This is a genomic window from Streptomyces sp. SID13031, from assembly GCF_010548305.1.
Taxonomy (GTDB): Bacteria; Actinomycetota; Actinomycetes; order Propionibacteriales; family Kribbellaceae; genus Kribbella.
This window is the reverse complement of sequence record NZ_JAAGLV010000002.1, coordinates 628,133-645,026: the sequence shown is the minus strand read 5'-3', so window position 1 is coordinate 645,026 and position 16,894 is coordinate 628,133. Positions and strand designations below refer to the sequence as shown.

General features: G+C 68.7%; 18 protein-coding genes and 1 riboswitch. Of the genes, 11 read left to right on the top strand and 7 right to left on the bottom strand.

Annotated features, from left to right (window positions below; genetic code table 11):
• Nucleotides 1-35: 35 nt before the first annotated feature.
• Nucleotides 36-368, top strand: a complete 333-nt coding sequence (locus tag G3I17_RS07140; RefSeq protein ID WP_343238224.1) for a PadR family transcriptional regulator — start codon at nucleotides 36-38, stop codon at nucleotides 366-368.
• Nucleotides 365-1,306 (top strand): hypothetical protein, encoded by a 942-nt coding sequence (locus G3I17_RS07135; protein ID WP_164595060.1) that lies wholly within the window; start codon nucleotides 365-367, stop codon nucleotides 1,304-1,306. The genes G3I17_RS07140 and G3I17_RS07135 overlap by 4 nt, the downstream gene beginning before the upstream one ends.
• A gap of 3 nt (nucleotides 1,307-1,309) precedes the next feature.
• On the opposite strand, the gene G3I17_RS07130 is transcribed toward G3I17_RS07135, so the two are convergent.
• From G3I17_RS07130 to G3I17_RS07125, 3 genes are read right to left on the bottom strand one after another with little or no spacing between them, the layout of a single operon-like run.
• Nucleotides 1,310-2,713 (bottom strand): NAD(P)/FAD-dependent oxidoreductase, encoded by a 1,404-nt coding sequence (locus tag G3I17_RS07130; RefSeq protein ID WP_164595059.1) that lies wholly within the window; start codon nucleotides 2,711-2,713, stop codon nucleotides 1,310-1,312.
• A 13-nt stretch (nucleotides 2,714-2,726) separates the two neighbouring features.
• A complete protein-coding gene (locus G3I17_RS39710) occupies nucleotides 2,727-2,924 on the bottom strand; it encodes a hypothetical protein (protein ID WP_203589821.1) in 198 nt (65 codons plus the stop codon).
• Nucleotides 2,925-2,951: 27 nt separating this feature from the next.
• Nucleotides 2,952-3,395 carry a VOC family protein gene (locus G3I17_RS07125; RefSeq protein ID WP_203589820.1) on the bottom strand — a complete coding sequence of 148 codons (444 nt, stop codon included), beginning with the start codon at nucleotides 3,393-3,395 and terminating at the stop codon, nucleotides 2,952-2,954.
• 189 nt (nucleotides 3,396-3,584) lie between these two features.
• Nucleotides 3,585-3,691: riboswitch (guanidine-I (ykkC/yxkD leader) on the top strand.
• A gap of 102 nt (nucleotides 3,692-3,793) precedes the next feature.
• Between G3I17_RS07125 and G3I17_RS07120 the strand changes: the two genes are divergently transcribed.
• The 8 genes from G3I17_RS07120 (at nucleotide 3,794) to G3I17_RS07085 (ending at nucleotide 12,820) form a co-directional block, all read left to right on the top strand.
• On the top strand, nucleotides 3,794-5,311 hold the full coding sequence (locus G3I17_RS07120) for an amino acid permease (protein ID WP_343238223.1): 1,518 nt from the start codon (nucleotides 3,794-3,796) through the stop codon (nucleotides 5,309-5,311).
• A complete protein-coding gene (locus G3I17_RS07115) occupies nucleotides 5,308-5,919 on the top strand; it encodes a DUF1989 domain-containing protein (protein ID WP_164595057.1) in 612 nt (203 codons plus the stop codon). The genes G3I17_RS07120 and G3I17_RS07115 overlap by 4 nt, the downstream gene beginning before the upstream one ends.
• Nucleotides 5,916-6,521, top strand: a complete 606-nt coding sequence (locus G3I17_RS07110) for an urea amidolyase associated protein UAAP2 (RefSeq protein WP_164595056.1) — start codon at nucleotides 5,916-5,918, stop codon at nucleotides 6,519-6,521. Before G3I17_RS07115 ends, G3I17_RS07110 begins: the two co-directional genes overlap by 4 nt.
• Nucleotides 6,521-8,473: a 5-oxoprolinase/urea amidolyase family protein gene (locus G3I17_RS07105; protein WP_164595154.1), complete on the top strand. Its 1,953-nt coding sequence runs from the start codon at nucleotides 6,521-6,523 to the stop codon at nucleotides 8,471-8,473. Before G3I17_RS07110 ends, G3I17_RS07105 begins: the two co-directional genes overlap by 1 nt.
• Nucleotides 8,470-10,053 carry an allophanate hydrolase gene (locus tag G3I17_RS07100; protein ID WP_164595055.1) on the top strand — a complete coding sequence of 528 codons (1,584 nt, stop codon included), beginning with the start codon at nucleotides 8,470-8,472 and terminating at the stop codon, nucleotides 10,051-10,053. Before G3I17_RS07105 ends, G3I17_RS07100 begins: the two co-directional genes overlap by 4 nt.
• Before the next feature lie 158 nt (nucleotides 10,054-10,211).
• A complete protein-coding gene (locus G3I17_RS07095; protein WP_164595054.1) occupies nucleotides 10,212-11,123 on the top strand; it encodes a DMT family transporter in 912 nt (303 codons plus the stop codon).
• A gap of 22 nt (nucleotides 11,124-11,145) precedes the next feature.
• The gene (locus tag G3I17_RS07090; RefSeq protein WP_164595053.1) at nucleotides 11,146-11,823 is read left to right on the top strand and encodes a GntR family transcriptional regulator; all 678 of its coding nucleotides are present in this window, start codon (nucleotides 11,146-11,148) and stop codon (nucleotides 11,821-11,823) included.
• Nucleotides 11,810-12,820, top strand: coding sequence for a 1-aminocyclopropane-1-carboxylate deaminase (locus G3I17_RS07085; RefSeq protein WP_164595052.1), 1,011 nt, complete (start codon nucleotides 11,810-11,812; stop codon nucleotides 12,818-12,820). The genes G3I17_RS07090 and G3I17_RS07085 overlap by 14 nt, the downstream gene beginning before the upstream one ends.
• Before the next feature lie 131 nt (nucleotides 12,821-12,951).
• On the opposite strand, the gene G3I17_RS07080 is transcribed toward G3I17_RS07085, so the two are convergent.
• A complete protein-coding gene (locus G3I17_RS07080; protein ID WP_164595051.1) occupies nucleotides 12,952-13,572 on the bottom strand; it encodes a maleylpyruvate isomerase family mycothiol-dependent enzyme in 621 nt (206 codons plus the stop codon).
• A gap of 86 nt (nucleotides 13,573-13,658) precedes the next feature.
• On the opposite strand from G3I17_RS07080, the gene G3I17_RS07075 reads away from it, so the two are divergent.
• On the top strand, nucleotides 13,659-14,657 hold the full coding sequence (locus G3I17_RS07075) for a sigma-70 family RNA polymerase sigma factor (protein ID WP_164595050.1): 999 nt from the start codon (nucleotides 13,659-13,661) through the stop codon (nucleotides 14,655-14,657).
• On the opposite strand, the gene G3I17_RS07070 is transcribed toward G3I17_RS07075, so the two are convergent.
• The 3 genes from G3I17_RS07070 to G3I17_RS07060 are packed head-to-tail and all read right to left on the bottom strand — an operon-like array spanning nucleotide 14,654 to nucleotide 16,875.
• Nucleotides 14,654-15,109 (bottom strand): hypothetical protein, encoded by a 456-nt coding sequence (locus G3I17_RS07070; RefSeq protein WP_164595049.1) that lies wholly within the window; start codon nucleotides 15,107-15,109, stop codon nucleotides 14,654-14,656. The two genes, G3I17_RS07075 and G3I17_RS07070, sit on opposite strands and share 4 nt — an antisense overlap.
• Nucleotides 15,110-15,145: 36 nt before the next feature.
• The gene (locus tag G3I17_RS07065; protein ID WP_203589818.1) at nucleotides 15,146-15,994 is read right to left on the bottom strand and encodes an ABC transporter permease; all 849 of its coding nucleotides are present in this window, start codon (nucleotides 15,992-15,994) and stop codon (nucleotides 15,146-15,148) included.
• Entirely contained in the window at nucleotides 15,994-16,875 is an 882-nt protein-coding gene (locus tag G3I17_RS07060) for an ABC transporter ATP-binding protein (protein ID WP_164595048.1), read from the bottom strand. Before G3I17_RS07060 ends, G3I17_RS07065 begins: the two co-directional genes overlap by 1 nt.
• Between the last annotated feature and the right edge of the window lie 19 nt (nucleotides 16,876-16,894).

Below are 16,894 nucleotides of genomic sequence, written 5' to 3'. Positions count from 1 at the left end.
CGACATGCTTCGCGGGCCGATATATACTCGCCATCGTGAGGATCCAGCAGCCGACGTTGACCGAGTCGCAGTACTTCCTGCTGGCCGCCCTTCTGGACGGCCCACTGCACGGTTACGGCATCATCAAAGCCACCGAACAAGCCACCGACGGGCGGCTCCGGCTCGCCGTCGGAACCCTCTACGGAGCCCTGGAGCGGCTCGAACGCGCCGGTCTGGTCAAGGCCGACCACGAGGAGATCGTCGACGGCCGCGCCCGCCGGTACTACCGCCTGACCGACGACGGCAACGCGGCCCTGCAGCGCGAAGCCCTGCGCATGCAGCAGGCGGCACACGTCGTCATCGACCGCCCCCGGACGGCCGAAGCGTGAATCGTCTCGTTCTGCTCGCCTATCCCAAGGCCTACCGCGACACCCACGGCGACGAACTGCTGGCCTGTCTCAGCGAAGCCCATCCCGGCCGCGAGTGGCCACCGTTGCGCGAGGCAATCGCCTTGCTCCGCGGCGCGTTCCAGGCGCGAGTCAGGGAAGCTATTGACGGCGGGCCGTGGTGGCGGGACGGCCTGCAACTGGCCGCGCTCTGGCTTGCCCTCCTCGCACTGACCCCTTATCTGCAAGACGTCTGGAACTGGACGCTGCACATCGACCCGTCGCCGCACGCGATCAACTTCCACTTCAACGGCTGGTACCCCTGGGCGATCGGCGACGGCACCCGAACCCGCCTGCTCCCCTACGGGCTGCTCCCGCTGATCGCCTTCATCGCGATCCTGCGCGGCCGGGCGTGGATAGCAGTACCGGCCGCGGCGGCGATGATCTACGCCGGCGCGGCCGTCGGCACCTCGAACGTCTTCGGCGACCAGGGTGTGGGCGGCGCGAGCTACTACGGGCTAGGCGCACCGATCCTTGCCCACGACATCTTTCTTCCAGTGTTGTTGCTGGCAGCATCGGCCGCCTGTGCGGCCTCCAGCACAAGGCGAAAGCGATCCTACCGCTGGCTCATCCCGGTCGTGCTCGCCATGTTCGTGGCCGGCGGCCTGCACGTCGCCTCCTATGACCCGTGGTTCCAGCGCGGGCAGTTCGTCGTCGAGGTCGCGACCGTGATCGCCGCCGGTTGGGCGACGATCATCACCCGCGACTACCGCTGGACGATCCCGGTCGCCGCGTTCGCGATCGCTCGCACCGAGGCGATCCTGACCGATTCGACGCTGCGGGCTTTCCACCCACAACCGAGCACCACCGTCCTGCTGGCCCTGGCCGTCACCCTGCCCGCGCTGATCCTGGCGACCAGAAGGAACACCAACCTCAACTGAAGTTCACGGTCGGCCGTAGGTCTCCAGCAGACGCAGCCAGATCTCGTTGATCGTCGGGTACGCCGGTACCGCGTGCCAGAGCCGGTCGAGCGGGACCTCGCCGACCACCGCGACGGTTGCCGCCTGCAACAGATCGGCGACGTCCGGGCCGACGAAGGTGACGCCGAGGATCACCTTGCGCTGCTCGTCGACGACCATCCGGGCGGTGCCCTGGTAGCCGTCGGCGTGCACGCTCGCGCCCGCGACGTTGCCGATCTCGTAGTCGACGACGCGGGTCTGGTAACCCGCCTGCTTCGCGCCGGCCGCCGTCAGGCCGATCGACGCGACCTCGGGGTCGGTGAAGGTGACCTGCGGTACGGCTTCGTGATCCGCCGTCGCCACGTGGGTCCCCCACGGCGCGTCCGACACCGGCTTGCCGTGCGCGCGGGCGGCGATCACGTCACCGGCAGCGCGCGCCTGGTACTTGCCTTGATGGGTGAGCAGCGCGCGATGGTTGACATCGCCCCCGGCGTACAGCCAGTCGTAGCCGCGGACCAGCAAAGTGTCATCGACGTCGAGCCAGCTGCCGGGCTCGAGCCCGATGGTCTCCAGGCCGATGTCCCCGGTGCGCGGCGTGCGCCCGGTCGCGACCAGTACCTCCTGAGCCGAGACGGTCGAGCCGTCGCTCAGCTCCAGAGCGACCTGGTCGTCCAGCCGCTTCACGCTCTTCGTCTCCGTGTTGAGCAACAAGGTGGCGCCCAGCTCACGCAGCCCGTCGGCCACCTGCTCGCCGGCGAAGGGCTCCATCGATTCGAGCAGTCCGCTGCGGGCGATCACGGTGACCGTCGTACCGAAGCCCGCGAAGGCCGACGCCATCTCGACGGCCACGACGCCGCCACCGATGATCGCCAGGCTCCGCGGGACCGTCTTCACGCTGGTCGCGTCGCGGCTCGTCCACGGGTCGGCGTCGCGCAGCCCCGGGATGTCGGGCACGAGCCCGTCGGAGCCGGTCGACACCACGACCGCGTGCCGCGCGGTCAGCACCTGGTCCCCGACGGTCACCTGCTTCTCGCCGGTGATCCGCCCGTGGCCGCGGACCAGCGAGATGCCGGCGCTGTCCAGCCACTTCACCTGACCGTCGTCCTCCCAGTGGCTGGTGAACCCGTCGCGCCGGTCGAGCACAGCCTGGACGTCCAGCTCACCGGTCACCGCCTGGGCCGCGCCGGGCACGCGCCGCGCAGCGCGCAGTACCTGCGCTGACCGCAGCAGCGCCTTCGAGGGCATGCAGGCCCAATAGGAACACTCGCCGCCGACGAGCTCGCTCTCCACGATCACCGCGGTCAGGCCGCCCTTGACCACACGGTCGGCGACGTTCTCCCCCACCGCGCCGGCCCCCAGCACGATGACGTCGTACTCCGTCGTTCCCATCGCCCGCTCCGCCTTACTTGTCGTCGTCAGTGGTCCGGATGATCCGGTACCCACTCTCCGCCAGCGTCCTCGTCATGTGCGCTGCGTACCACTGCGGCCACTGCTCGTCGAACCTGCCGCCGAGCTCTTCCGCCTCGTGTACTCCGTGCGCTGCCGCAGCCCGCTGCAGCACGTCGAGAATGATCCCGGTCTGGTCTTCCACCGCGTCCATCGTCGCAGTCCTCTCTCGTTGATCCGGTCAGCGACCCGGCAGCCGGGTGACGACTTCCTGAACGATCCAGCCGTTGCCGTCCGGGTCGCTGAAGGAGAGGAAAGAGCCGTAGCTGGCGCGGTCGGGGTGCGGACCCGCTACCCGGTTGTCCTCCCCGGCGTGGTGGAAGACCCCGTCGGCGTCGTGCCAGACCCCGCTGACGTCGGCACCCTTGGCGACGAGCTCCGCACGAGCCGCCTCGATGTCGTTGACGACCAGCTGGAGACCCTGTACCGAGCCGGGCGCGCTCGCCGACACCTGGTCGCCGAAGATGATGGAGGCGTCCGAACCCGGCGGCGTGACCTGCACGACCCGGAACCCCTTCTCGGTGGCGAAGTCGGCGTCGAGCCGCCAGCCGAGCTGCACGTAGAAGTCCTTCGCCTTGTCGACGTCACTGACGGGGATAACCAATACCTCGAGCTTCATGTCCATAACTGGAAGGTAGGAGCCCTGCCGGCTCCTCCGCGCCCGTCAGATGACGCTGTCGGTGTACGTCAGCGTCCTCACAAGTGGCTGCTCAGGCGGCGGCGCGCTGTGAGGTCGTGTTCATCAGGACGTTACGGACGGCTGCGGAGGGTGAAACACGGGTGTCGTGGACTGGTTGACGACCCGCTGACGAAGGCGGGGCGCCCCTAGGGTTCCGCTCCTGGTGTTTGTGGGAGGACTGGTCCGAGAGGGGAGACGGAGCCGGTGGCTCCGTTCCACGGCGGGACAAAAGCCCGGGAGGCCTTGATGGCCCCGGGCTGCCGTGCGCGTTCCGGGCTGAGCATTCGGAGACCGGAATGTCAGCAACGCTCGACCCCGCCGCGGTCGACAGAGTCAAAGACAGTGTGAATGACAGGGCCAGCGCCAAGGACCTCGGCAGCTTCGGCTACGACCAGCAACTGTCCCGGCGAGTCGGTACCTTCGCGTCCTTCGCCGCGGGCTTCTCCTTCGTCTCGATCCTGACCACGGTCTTCCAGCTCTTCGGCCTCGGGTTCGGCTTCGGTGGTACCGCCTTCTTCTGGACCTGGCCGGCCGTCCTCGCCGGGCAGCTCATGGTCGCGCTCTGCTTCGCCGAGCTGGCCGCGCGCTACCCCTTGTCGGGAGCGATCTACCAATGGTCGCGACGGCTCGGTGGCGCCGTCGTCGGCTGGTTCGCGGGCTGGACGATGATCGTCGCCCAGATCATCACCGTCGCGGCCGCCGCCATCGCGCTCCAGGTCGTGCTGCCCGCCGTCTGGAGCGGCTTCCAACTGATCGGCACCGATCCCTCACTGGCCTCTCGCGACGGGGCTTCCAACGCAGTACTGCTCGGCTGTCTACTGCTGATCGTCACCACGACGCTTAACGCGGTCAGCGTCCGGGTCACCGCGATCGTGAACTCGGTCGGCGTCACCTGCGAGCTCATCGGCGTCGTCCTGATGGTCATCCTGCTCACCGGTCACGCCAAGCGCGGCCCATCCGTCGTCCTGCACACCACCGGCCTCGACAACACCACCGGGTACGTCGTACCGCTGCTCATCTCCGCGCTGATGGCGGCGTACGTGCTGGTCGGGTTCGACAGCGCCGGCGAACTGTCCGAGGAGACGCACAAGCCGCGCGCCACGACGCCGCGCACGATCATCCGCGCGGTCGTTGCTTCCGGCATCGGTGGCGCGTTCCTGATCGTCGCTGCCCTGATGGCCGCGCCGTCCGTCACCGACGGCGAGCTGGGTCTGCGCGGTCTGCCGTATGTGCTCACCAGCAGCCTCGGTTCGACCACCGGCAAGCTCCTGCTGCTCGACGTCGCCTTCGCGGTCTGCGTCTGCACGCTCGCGATCCAGACCGCCGCGGCCCGGATGATCTTCTCGATGGCGCGCGACAATGTCCTGCCGTTCTCTGCCCAGTTGCGGCGCGTCTCCGGCCGCACCGGTACGCCGCTGCTCGCGACCCTCGTACCGGGGGTCGGCGCCGCGGTCTGCCTGCTGGTCAACGTCGGCAACGCCGGGCTGTTCCTCGGTCTCACGAGTGTCTGCATCATGTTGCTCTACCTGGCCTATCTGATGGTCACGCTGCCGCTGTTCGTCCGCCGCCTCACGGGTGACCCGGTGCCGGATGGTGTCGATGAGGACGGCAAGAAGCTGTTCTCGCTCGGGCGGTTCGGGCTGCTGGTGAACGGGATCGCCGTGCTCTATGGACTCGCGATGGCGATCAACCTGGCGTGGCCTCGCGCGGAGGTCTACGACCCGGCCGGCGAAGGCTGGTACCTCCACTACCTTCCGCTGCTCACGCTCGTCATCACCGCGGGAGCGGGCCTTGTGACGTACCGAGTGCAGCGGACCCGGTACCACGCTGCGATCGCTCAACCGGTGCTGGAGAACGCATGAGCTACCGCCACGACATCCCCGCTGACTCCGTTTGGTCCACACCGGTCCGCGCCGATCGGCTGATCAAGCTGACCGCACTCGGCGCCGACGCGAACGCGACCGTGTTGCTGATCGGTGCGGATCGGGTCGATAGGCTCAATGTCCCGGACACGTTGAAGGCGCAGATGTCGGCCTGCATCCGGCCGGGGCTGGTGCTGATGTCCGATCGTGGGCTCGCGCTGGCCTCGGTCGTCAGGTCCAGCCTCGACTGGCACGACTGCCTGAGCGGCTTCGGGTCGCGGGCCGGCCTGGTGATCGAGCTGACGAAGTACGGGCTGGGTGAGGCTGATCTGCACGGCAGTATCAACTTCTTCTCCAAGGTCGGCATCGCCGGTGACTCGAACGCCTCGATGGCGTTCGTCCCGGGACACGCGGCGGCCGGCGACAACGTCGTACTGCGCACTGAACTGGACCTGTTGCTCTTCGTCTCGACGGCGGCGCATCCGTTGTCCGGGCAACCTGCCGCGGGGGTCGCGGTCGAGGTCTCGGTGGCGACTGGTCCGAGCCCGGCGCCGGCTCGTGATGAGGCTGTCCGGGCGCTCGAGATGGCTCGGCGGGTGACGCTATGACGGCGGCCTTTGACGTGACCGTCGCCGCTGGGGACGGGGCGCTCGTTCCGGTCCCGGCTGGCGGACGGCTGCGGATCGTCGATCTACATGGCAATCAAGCCGTCGATACGTTGCTCTACGACGCTGCTGACATCGCGAATCGGTACTCCGCCTTCGACACCATGCGCTCGCAAGGTGCTGTCTTCCTGACCACCGGTTCGCGGTTGCTGTCGACGCGGCTGGATGAGCTTGCGGTGATCACCGATGACACCTGCGGGCGGCATGACACGGTCGGCGGCGCGTGTTCGCAGGAGAGCAACGTCATTCGGTACGGCGAGCAGACTCGGCATCAGCATGCTTGCCGGCAGACGTTCCTCCGGTACGGGGCTGCGGCTGGGATCGGGCAGCGGGAGCTCGGGCACAACATCAACTTCTTCATGAACGTGCCGGTGACTCCCGAGGGTGGGTTGAAGTTCGACGACGGGTTGTCGGCGCCCGGGAAGTATGTCGAGCTGACGGCGTCGCGCGATGTGCTCGTGCTGATCAGCAACTGTCCTCAGATCAACAACCCGTGCAACGGCTGGAATCCCACCCCCGTGCAGTTGCTGGGCTGGTGGAGTTGATGGCGGGCGTCACGATCGTTGCCCCCGGCATGCAGACGACCGTGCAGGACCTGGCTGGTCGGCAAGGGTTGTGGGATGTCGGAGTACCGCCGTCCGGAGCCGTCGACGAGCTGACCTTCGCGCTGCTGAACGCGGCGGTCGGCAATCCTTCGAACGCGGCCGGGCTGGAGTGTGTGGTGGCCGGCCCGGTGCTGCGGCTGGGCGAGGACAGGCTCGTCTGCGTCGGCGGCGCCGCTACTCGCGCGACCATCGACGGGTACCACCTTCGCCCTGGTACGGTCGCGCGGCTGGTCGCCGGTGCGACCCTCGATGTGGGGCCGCTCGACGGGCCTGGCATGCGCGGGTACGTCGCTGTCGAAGGCGGACTCGACGTGCCGCGGGTGCTCGGCAGCCGATCCACCTTCGTACTCGGTGAATTCGGCGGGCTGGACGGCCGGGCGCTCGTCGCCGGGGATCTCCTGCCCTTGGGGCGGCGCGAGAATCTGGTGCCGCCAGCAACCATTTCGTTGCCGGTGCTGACGCATGAGTGGACTCTCCGAGTCATCGCCGGACCCCATGGCGCCCCGGAGCACCTCACGTTTGAAGGCGTCGACACCTTCTTCTCCACCACCTGGCAGATCGACCACCGCTCCGACCGCACCGGCATCCGGCTGGTCGGCCCGATCCCCGGATGGGCCCGCACGGACGGCGGCGAGGCGGGTCTCCATCCCTCCAACGTCCACGACTCCGCCTACCCGGTCGGCGGCATCATGCTCTCCGGCGACACCCCGGTCATCGTCGGCAAAGACGGCCCATCGCTCGGCGGCTTCGTAGTACCAGCAGTAGTCATCGAGGCCGACCGCTGGCTCCTGGGCCAACTCCGCCCCGGCGACACCCTCCACCTCCACCCAGTCACCCCTGCAGAAGCCACCGAGGCGATGAACGCTCGCCGCCGGTGGCTGGCAGATCTCCGCCAACCCCAACAACCCGTCGCCCTGAACACACCAACCCCCAACCGCCCTATCCCCCTCCCTGCCCAGGTACGTCGCGATAGCACGCCCAGGTACACGATCAGGTTGGCTGGGGAGCGGCATTTGTTGGTGGAGGCTGGGTCTCTTGAGCTTGATCTGACTGTGCGGGTCTGGATTCATCTGCTGGCTGAGGCTCTTCGGGCTGACCTGCCTGCGGGGGTGACCGAGATCGTCGAAGGAGTTCGGTCGGTGCTGGTTGCAGTGGATTCGGCCCGGCTCCAGTTGGAGGAGCTGGCGGCGCATCTCGTAGTACTGGCTAATGGGTTGGCGGATCCGGCGGAGGTGGTGTTGCCGGCTCGGGAGGTGGTGTTGCCGATTGCGTTCGATCATCCGTTGGCTCATGAGGCGATGCGGCGGTATGCGGCGTCCGTGCGGCCGGATGCGCCGTGGTGTCCGGACAATGTCGAGTTCATCCGGCGGGTCAATGATCTCGACGAGCGGGCCGAGGTGTTCGATATCGTTGCCGAGGCGACCTATCTCGTGGTCGGGCTCGGGGACGTCTACCTCGGCGCGCCCGTCGCCGTGCCGATCGATCCGCGGCATCGGCTCGTCACCACCAAGTACAACCCGGCCCGCACCTGGACCCCGCAGAACGCCGTCGGCATCGGCGGCATCTACCTGTGCATCTACGGCATGGAAGGACCGGGCGGCTACCAGCTCGTCGGCCGCACCGTCCCGGTCTGGCGGTTGTCCGAGCGTGACGAGCAACCGTGGCTGCTCAGGCAGTTCGACCGGATCAGGTTCACCCCGGTCAGTACCGAGGAACTCGACCGGCAACGCGCCGACATCAAGGCCGGCCGCGCGGATCTGCAGGTGACACCCGCGACGTTCTCGATCGCCGACGTCCGGCGGATCGAACAGGAGGCACCGATGGACATCGTCAGTCTGCGCGCGAAGAGGCGGGCCGCGTTCGACGCCGAGCGGGCGAGGTGGGGAGCATGACCGTCTGGATCACCAGGGTCGAGCCGACCGAACCACTCCCCGGTCCCCTGCACGGCTTGACGATGGCCCTCAAGGACAACATCGACCTGTACGGCGTACCGACCACCGCCGGCGACCCCCGCAACACGATGCCGGCGGCAACCAACGCGTTCGTCGTCGACCGGTTGATCGAGGCCGGCGCGATACCGCTGGGCAAGACGAATCTCGACCAGTACGCGACCGGCCTGGTCGGCACCCGTTCGCCGTACGGCGCGCCGCACTCCGTCTTCTCCGATCAGCACATCTCCGGCGGCTCGAGCGCCGGCAGCGCGGTCGCGGTGGCCGCCGGCGAGGTCGACTTCGCGCTCGGGACCGACACCGCAGGCAGCGGACGAGTGCCCGCGGCGTTCAACGGGATCATCGGGATCAAACCGAGCAAGGGCCTCGTATCGACCAGCGGCGTCGTACCGGCCTGCCGCTCGCTCGACTGCGTGACGGTCTTCGCGCGCACCGTCGAGACGGCCCGGCGAGCCTTCGAGGTGATGGCCGCCTACGACGCCGACGACCCGTACTCCCGCAGGTTGCCCAAGCCGACGAAGACGGGCACGCGCCGCATCGGCGTACCGGATCGCCCGCTCGGCCTCGATCCCCTGCACGAGCAGGCGTGGGCCGAAGCCCTCGACCAGGCAGCGAAACTCGGCGATGTCGTACCGGTCGACATCACCGCCCTGCTGGACACCGCCGAACTCCTGTACTCCGGTCCGTGGCTGGCCGAACGCTGGCTCGCCTTCGGTGACAAGCTCGACGACGACCCCGCGGTCGATCCGACCGTTCGCGAGATCGTGCGCAAAGGCGCAACGATCACGGCCGCCGACGCGTTCGCCGGCTTCGATCGGCTGGCCGCATTGAGGCGCCGGACCGAGCCGCTCTGGGAGCAGCTCGACGCCCTGCTGCTGCCCGTAACCGAGACCCACCCGACCCTCGCCGAGGTGGCCGCGGACCCGATCGGCGTGAACAGCCGGCTCGGGCGCTTCACCAACATGGTCAACCTGCTCGACCTCTGCGCAGTGGCGTTCCCCGGGCCGATGCGCACGGACGGATTGCCCTTCGGCGTACAGCTTCTCGCACCGGCCGGGCACGACCACCTCGTCATCGACCTCGCCGAAGTTTGGTGCGGTGAGCAACCAACAGGTGTCCTGCTGGCCGTAGCGGGCGCACATCTGTCCGGCCAGCCACTCAACGACGAGCTCGTACGACGCGGCGCCACCTTGGCCTTCGAGACGACGACGGCTCGCGACTACCGGATGTACGTGGTGGAAGGGCCACTGCCAAGGCCAGGCCTCACCCGAACCACCCCACCGGCGGACGGTCCCGGCATCGAGGTCGAGGTCTGGCGTCTCCCCGCCGAAGAGCTGGCCGGCTTCCTCTCCACGGTCGCGCCACCCCTCGCGATCGGCCCGCTCGAACTTGCCGACGGCACCGAAGTACTCGGCTTCCTCTGTACTGCGGACGCTGCCGACCCATCGCGCGAGATCACCGAACTGGGCGGCTGGCGCGCCTATCTCAAACTCGCTCCCGCGGCCCCGGGACATAGCGACTGAACATCAAGCAGACGCTTGCGGCAGCACAGGCCAACGCCACCGGCACCATGCCGACTATGTCCGGCGGATCAGCCGAGGGCAAGAGGCAAGTTATGGACCAGCTCAATGCTTCCTTTATGGACCACTGCGGAAGGCCAGAACGCCCGTACGGTGGGGTGATGAGCAACCATTCCTGGTCCGTCTACGGCCGCGCGGGCGGCGCGATGTTCCTCGTCGGCAGCCTCGCGGCGGTCTCCGGGGTCGTGAACGACTACCCCTTCTTCGGCGGTCAGGCCGCGCGCTACCTGGTCTCGGCGGCGCTGCTGTTCGCCGTCGCCCGGGCCCGCCGCATCCCGCTGATCCGGCCGACCGGGCGCGAGACTCTGCTGCTGATCGCGCTCGCCGCGACCGGCCTGGTGCTCTTCAACCTCTTCGTCATCGGAGGGACCAAGCACGCGAACCCGGCCGTCGTCGGGACGATCGTCGGTACGGTCCCGATCGTGCTCGCGCTCGCCGGGCCACTGATGCGGCGGACCAGGCCGTCCGGGCGGATCATCGTCGCCGCCTCGATCGTTGTCGCCGGCACCGGTGTGGTGTCCGGGCTCGGGACGTCCGATCTCCAAGGCATCCTGTACTCCGTGGGCGCGCTGGCCTGCGAGGCGTGCTTCTCGCTGCTCGCGCTGCCGCTGCTGGTGAGGCTGGGACCGGTGCGGGTGTCCGCCTACACCGCCGCCACCTCGGTGCCGATGCTGATCGGCCTTGGCCTCGCGACCGATGGGTCTGGCTTCCTGCGGATGCCGAGCCTGGCCGAGCTGGGTGGATTGGCCTACCTCGCGGTGCTCGTGAGCGGGGTCGCGTTCCTGCTCTGGTATCGAGCGCTGCCGATGCTCGGCGCCGATCGGGCCGGGTTGTTCGCCGGGATCATCCCGGTCGGCACGATCATCACCTCGCTGGTCCTCGGGTTCGGGCTGCCGGCGCCGGCTGAGCTCGCGGGAGTCGCGCTCGTCATCGCCGGGTTGCTGGTCGGTCTTCACCGCCCACGGACGGTCACGGCGACTCCCGTAGTACGGGAGCAGGTTGACATCTTGTGATGTTTCGCGTGCAATATATTGCATGCCGGTTCCAGAGTCTCAAGGTGTTGTCGCCAGGTCGCTGCTCCGCGACGACGCGTACCGGGCGCTCCGCGACGCGATCGTCGACGGCACGCTCGCGCCCGGCGAGCGGCTGAACGACCCCGATCTGGTCGCCTGGCTCGGCATCAGCCGTACTCCGATCCGTGAGGCGCTCGCCCGGCTGGAGCAGTCCGGGCTGGTGCAGACCAAACCCGGCCGGTTCACCATCGTCAGCCCGCTCAACGTGCGCGAGGCCCGCAACGCCCAGTTGGTGGCAGCCGCGATGCATGAGCTCGCGGTCCGCGAAGCCGTGCCGCTGATGTCCGAGCACGAGCTCAAGGCGATGCGCGGCGCGAATCGGCGCTTCCGGGCCGCGCTGCGCGCCAACGACGTCGACGCCGCCCTCGCCGCCGACGACGACTTCCACGAGGTCGCGGTCGAGGCGTGCGCGAACCCGATGATCCGCTCGGTGCTCGAGCAGGTGACGCCGATGCTCCGCCGGATCGAGCGGATCCGCTTCGCCTCCCTGACCGGCCGGGCGTCGGCCGCCCTGCACGACAAGATCGTCACCCTCTCGGCGGCCGGCGACGCCGAAGCCGCCGCCCTCACCGCCCGCGAGAACTGGCTGACCCTGGAGCCCGTCCTCGCCGAAACAGGAGCTATCGATGAGCCTCAGTGACTTCCCCCGTCATCCCCTCACGTTCGGGCCGAGCCCGGTGCACCCGCTCAAGCGGTTGTCGGAGCATCTGGGTGGGGCGGCGATCTGGGCCAAGCGGGAGGACTGCAACTCCGGGCTCGCGTTCGGCGGCAACAAGACGCGCAAACTCGAGTACCTCGTGCCCGACGCCCTCGCCCAGGGCGCGACCCACCTCGTCACGATCGGCGGGATCCAGTCCAACCACACCCGCCAGGTCGCGGCGGTCTCCGCCTCTCTCGGTCTCAAGGCGCGCCTGATCCAGGAGAGCTGGGTCGACTGGCCCGACGCGGTCAACGACCGGGTCGGCAACATCCTGCTCTCCCGCGTCATGGGCGCCCAGCTCGAACTCGTCGAGGCCGGCTTCGGCATCGGTTTCAAGGAGAGCTGGGAGAACGCGCTCGAAGAGATCCGCTCCGAGGGCGGCGTCCCGTACGCGATCCCCGCAGGCGCCTCGGATCACCCGCTCGGCGGTCTCGGCTTCGCGAACTGGGCGGCCGAAGTACAGGCTCAGGAAGAAGCTCTGGGCGTCTTCTTCGACACCATCGTCGTCTGCTCGGTGACCGGCTCGACCCACGCCGGCATGATCGCGGGCTTCGCCGGCCAGGACCGCCCGCGCCGCGTGCTCGGCGTCGACGCCTCCGCCAAGATCGGCGAAACCCGCGCCCAGGTCGAGAAGATCGCCCGCCACACCGCCGCCCTGATCGGCCTGGACCGCGAGCTGCGCGACGACGAGATCACCGTCCTCGAAGGCTGGGCCGGCGACTACTACGGCATCCCCGTCCAATCCACCCTGGACGCGATCCGCCTGACCGGCTCCCTGGAAGGCGTGATCCTCGACCCCGTCTACGAAGGCAAGTCAATGGCCGCCCTGATCGACCTGGTCCGCACCACCGAAATCCCCCGCACCTCCACAGTCCTCTACGCCCACCTAGGCGGCCAACCAGCCCTGAACGCCTACTCAGCCCTCTTCAAGTCCTAACCCACCCAGCGCCCACAGCCGACCGCCGGCGCACCTTGTGCACCACCTGAGCACCAGCCGCCCCGAGAAACACTCACGCCGTGCACAAAGTCGCCGACATCGCGCTCGCCCGCAACCTCGGCCGGCCGGTTTCAGAGGCGGAGTCGGGCTGCTCCGGGGCCTGAGGCGTTGGGGAGGGCGGCGGGGCGGCCGGTGGCCAGGAGGATCAGGTCGGATAAGGGGGCGTGGAGTTCGCCGGTGCCGTCGCCGCCGGACCAGGCTGCGTCGGTCGCGACCAGTTTCAATCCACGCAAGCGCTTGCGGGCGCCGTAGAAGGCACTCGTACGGACGTGCTCGAGCGCCGCGATCGCCGGCTCCATCGGCATCGCCCGCGCACGACCGAGCGGCCGCGCGATGTCCTGGCCGTGGACCAGTACGTCGAGCAGCGGGTCGAGCGGACCAGCGCCGGGCGCGCGACGATCCGATCCGGCCGTGGCGCGGATCTGACCGGTCAACTCACTCCGGCTGTACTGCGTAGCGCGCCGCCGCGCCAGCTCGGCGACCATCCGGTCGAAGCTCCCCCGCGCCTTGATCGCGCCCCACACGCTCATCCCCCGGGTCATCCGCGTCGACAGCGTCAGATGCGCCGCCACGTCGAGCACCGTCCACCCAGCGCACAACGAGTCCGCCGCCCACTCGTCGTCACTCAAATCCTCCAGCAACTCGGCGAAAGACAAGCGCTCGGCCTCCACCCACCTCAGTACGTCGTTCATCGGGTTGCCTCCTTGGCATTGAGTTCGACTCGGTCGTAGTAGGTCGTACGCAGGTAGGACTCCCCCGATGAGGCAGACTCATCGGTGTGAGCGAAATTTCCCTCGAGGCGGATGCGGACGTCGCCCGAGCGCAGCAGGGCGACGACGCTGCCTTCACCCGCCTGGTCGAGCCGTTGCGCCGCGAGCTGCACGCCCACTGCTACCGGATGCTCGGTTCGTCCCACGACGCCGACGACGCCCTGCAGGACGCTCTACTCCGCGCTTGGAAGGGGATCGCCCGCTTCGAGGGCCGCAGTACGGTCCGCTCCTGGCTCTACACCGTTGCCACCCGCACCTGCCTCGACCTGGTCGAGAGCCGGGGCCGACGGGCCCTGCCGATGGACCTCAGCCCGTCGAGCGACCGTGCAGTACTGGAAGATCCGCCACTCACCGAGATCGCCTGGCTGAGCCCGTACACGAGCGGCCCAGTCGCCCAGTACGAGCAACGCGAGGCAGTCGAGCTCGCCTTCGTCGCCGCCCTCCAGCACTTGCCCGGCAACCAGCGCGCAGCACTCGTGCTGTTCGAAGTACTCGGCTTCAGCGCAGCCGAGATCGCCACCATGATGGACACCTCGACCGCCTCGGTGAACAGCGCGCTCCAACGCGCCCGCCGGATCGTCGCCGACAAGGTCCCGGCCGCGAGCCAGCAACAGACGATCCGGGAGATCGGCAACGGCCGCGTCCAGGAGCTCGTCGCGAGCTACTCGACCGCTCTCGAGCAAGGCGACGCCGGCGCCCTCGTCGCGTTGCTCACCGAGGACGTCACCTGGTCGATGCCGCCCCTCGGCCATTGGTACAGCGGTATCACCGCGGTGATGGACTTCGCCACCGAGATCCCGCTGACCCGCTGCCCGAGCTGGCGCAACCTCGCGACCGAGGCCAACGGCCAGCCCGCGATCGCCTGCTATCTGGGCCTGAGCGCCGCCAGCGAGCACACGGCCTGGTCGATCACCGTGCTGACCTTGCGCGGCGACAAGATCGCCGGCCTGACCTCGTTCATCGGCCCCGAACACTTCGAGCTGCTGGGCCTCCCGAACACGTACTAACCCTGGTACTCCGCTAGTGCCTTGACCCCGTGCACCCGCCGTTGCTTGAAGACCGCCTGGACCTTGGGATCGTCGCGCGGCAGCTTCTTGCCCCCGGACAGGATCGAGCCCGGGATCTCGAACCGGTAGACGATGTCGCTGGCGTCCACCAGCGTCACGCCGGGAGCCGACACGACCGCGTGCACGCCGGGATAGCCGGTCCGGAGCTCGACGGCGAGGTAGGCGAGCTGCGCATCCACGCTGAACAACACGTCCGTACCGAGCTCCCGGCCCTCGTACTCGTGCTCGTGCTTGAAGAGGTTGGCCCGGCGCGCGCTGCTGGTCCATTGGGCCAACCCGACCCCAGGCAGCCGAGGCCCGAGCTTCAGCTTCACGTCCCGCGTCATGATCTCGTCCGGCGTGAAGTCGCGCACCACCCCGGCGAAGTCCTTCGCCCGCATCGGCGTCGCCACCGCACCCAACCCTCTTGCCTCTAAAGGCAGCCAGCGTCACCCGATCCGCTGGAGCGCCTTTTCGCGCCGGCCGGCGACACTCGATCCCGACTCGCGCCGCGCCATCCTTCGCAGTACTACGGGCGCAATCGCCAACCCGAGCACCGCCCAGACCCCGAGCGCCCCGATCGTCTCCAGGTGTCGCCAGGACTCACCGACCTCGACGGCAACCGCGTCCCCCGGCAAGAGCGCGGACCGCATCCCGAGCCCGAGCCAATAGATCGGCGTCAGCTGAGCCACCGCCGACAGCCAGCCGGGCAACGCCGTGAGCGGGTAGAAGATGCCCGAGATCCCGATCAGCGCGAGCACCGGCAACTGGATCAACCCCTGCGACCGCGCGCTCGTGAACACCGACCCGAGGACCGCGCCGATCGGCAGCGTCGCCAGCAACCCGAGCACCAGCACCCACAGCAGCGTGAGCCAGGCCCCGGGGCGATCCACCGAGAGACCGCCGATGATCAGCAGGCCGGGGATCAGCAGGATCGCCAGGTCCGCGAGCAATCCGCCGGCCACCGAGACGACCTTGCTGACCAGATACCCGACCATTCCGTTCGGCGTCGCCTTCGCGCGCAGCAGCGTGCCGTCCTCGCGATCGGCGGTGAACTGCTGGCTCATGCTGATCATGCCCATCGCCGCGTTCATCCCGAGCATGCTCGGCAACGCCAGCGCGCCCAGCCCGAACCCGGTCGACCCGAAGGACCGGTTCCGCAGGAAGTACAGGGCGATCAGCAACAGCACCGGCCAGAGGAAGTGACTGACCAGCTCGCCGGGGTTCGTGAACGACTGCCGCAACTCGATCAGCCCGCGCTTCCAGCCGGTTTTGATCGCCATCATCCGCGGGCTCATCACGCCACCTCGCTCTGCCGGACCAGGGTCAGGTAGGTGTCCTCGAGGGTGGCCCGGCGCACTTCCAGACCGGCCACCGCTTCGCCGTACCGGTTGAAGAGTTCGCGGACGAAGGCCGTCGACTCCGTCGTGGACTCGGTGAAGCGCCGGCCGTCGACCGTCCAGCGGACCTCGTCCTGGCCGGCGATCTGCCGGGTCAGCTGGGATTCGGTGCCGCTGGCAACGATCCGGCCCGCGGCCAGGACCAGGATCCGATCGGCGAGCTTGCCCGCCTCGTCGAGATCGTGGGTGGTCAGTACCACCGTCGTCCCCTCCTCGGCCGCGAGCCGCTGCACCAGCTCGTGAAACTCGTGCCGCGCCGCCGGATCGAACCCGGCCGTCGGCTCGTCCAGGAACAGCAGTTCGGGCCGCCCGACGATCCCGAGCGCGACATCCAGCCGTCTCCGCTGCCCACCGGACAACGTCTTGATCTTCTGACCCGCATGCTCCGTCAACCCGACGGCCGCGATCAGCTCATCGGCATCCCACGGCCGGGGTCGCTCGGCGGTCGAGTACGGCGCGTAGTACTCGCCGAGATGCGCCAGCAACTCCCGCACTCGCCACTTGCCGTGATCCCGCCAGGATTGCAGTACTACGCCCAGCCGCGCGCGCCATCGCTCGTCGCCCTCGGCCGGGTCCACGCCGAGCACCTCGACCCGCCCAGCCGACCGCAACCGGAACCCTTCCAGGATCTCGATCGTGGTCGTCTTGCCCGCGCCGTTCGGACCGAGCAGCGCCAGTACTTCGCCCCGGTGCGCCCGCAGCGTCACGTCGTGCAGGACGTCGAGCGCGCCGTACCGCATCCGCAGCCCGTCGACCTCGAGAACAACTTCAGTGGTCATGCTCCGGAAGCTACGTTGC